Source organism: Mesorhizobium sp. M1E.F.Ca.ET.063.01.1.1 (assembly GCF_003998155.1).
Lineage (GTDB): Bacteria > Pseudomonadota > Alphaproteobacteria > Rhizobiales > Rhizobiaceae > Mesorhizobium.
In genome coordinates this window covers 1-1,596 of sequence record NZ_RZSC01001050.1, presented here as the reverse complement: position 1 = coordinate 1,596, position 1,596 = coordinate 1, and the positions used below count along the sequence as shown (strand labels likewise).

1 protein-coding gene is annotated in these 1,596 nt (G+C 67.0%); it reads left to right on the top strand.

The window, feature by feature from the left end:
• On the top strand, positions 1-1,596 hold a 1,596-nt coding region (recG, locus tag EOA29_RS35865; protein WP_127222356.1), incomplete at both ends, for an ATP-dependent DNA helicase RecG.

The following is a 1,596-nucleotide window of genomic DNA, read 5'->3' as shown; positions in this document are numbered from 1 at the left end:
GGGCCAGATCGTCACCCTCGAGGTGCGGGTCGACCGCCACCAGCCACCGCCGCGCGGCAACAGGTCCGTGCCCTATCGGGTCTATGCCCATGACGACACCGGCGAGATCGCCCTGACCTTCTTCCATGCCCATGCCGCCTATCTGCAGAAGATGCTGCCGGAAGGCGAGCATGTCGTGATTTCCGGCCGCATGGAATGGTTCAACGGCCGCCCGACCATGGTCCATCCCGACCATATCGCGCCAATCGACGAGGCCGAGGGCCTGCCGCTGGTCGAGCCGGTCTATCCGCTTACCGCCGGCCTGTCGGCAAAAGTGCTGCGCCGCGCCATCGGGCAGGCGCTCGGTCGCCTGCCTGAACTGCCGGAATGGCAGGACGACGCCTTCATGCGTCGCCACACTTTTCCGTCCTTCGGCGATGCGCTTACCCGCATCCACAATCCGGCGGATCCGATCGACGTCGCCGTCGAGGGTTCGGCCTGGCGCCGCCTGGCTTACGACGAATTCCTCGCCGGGCAGGTGTCGCTGGCGCTGGTGCGGGCAAGAATCCGCCGGCTGTCAGGCCGGCCGCTCACCGGCGACGGCCGCATCGTCGAGCGGCTGCGCGCGGCCCTGCCTTACAAGCTCACGCCCAGTCAGGAATTCGCGCTCGGCGAGATCAATGCCGATCTGGCCGACCCCGAACGCATGCTGCGCCTGTTGCAGGGCGACGTCGGCTCCGGCAAGACCGTGGTTGCCCTGCTCGCCATGGGGCGAGCGGTCGAGGCAGGCGGCCAGGCCGCGCTGATGGCGCCGACCGAGATTTTGGCACGCCAACACCTGGCGACCATCGCGCCTCTGGCGGAAAAAGCCGGGCTGCGCGTTGCCATCCTCACCGGGCGCGAAAAAGGCCGCGAGCGCACCGAGACGCTGGAAGGTCTTGCCGGCGGCACGATCGACATCGTCGTCGGCACCCACGCGCTGTTCCAGGAAACGGTCACGTTCCACGACCTCGTGCTTGCCGTCGTCGACGAGCAGCACCGCTTCGGCGTCCACCAGCGGCTGGCGATCACCGCCAAGGGCGACGCACCCGACATGCTGGTGATGACGGCGACCCCTATTCCCCGCACGCTGGTGCTCACCGCCTTCGGCGACATGGATGTCTCGAAACTTACAGAGAAACCGGCCGGCCGGCAGCCGATCCGCACGGTCACCTTGCCGATGGAGCGGCTGGACGAACTGGTCGGGCGCATGCGCGACGCCGTCGCCGAAGGCCAGAAGATCTATTGGATCTGCCCACTGGTCGAGGAATCCGAAGAGGTCAAGCTGATGTCGGCTGAGGACCGTTTCGCTTCGTTGAAGCCGCTGTTCGGCGACCAGATCGGCCTGGTGCATGGCCGCATGAAGGGTGCCGAGAAGGACGAGGCGATGCGCGCTTTCAAGCAGGGCGAGACGCGCATCCTGATCGCAACCACCGTCATCGAGGTCGGCGTCGACGTGCCGGACGCCACCATCATGGTTATCGAACATGCCGAGCGCTTCGGCCTTGCGCAACTGCACCAGTTGCGCGGCCGCGTCGGGCGCGGCGACCGGGCCTCCTCCTGCGTGCTGCTCTACAA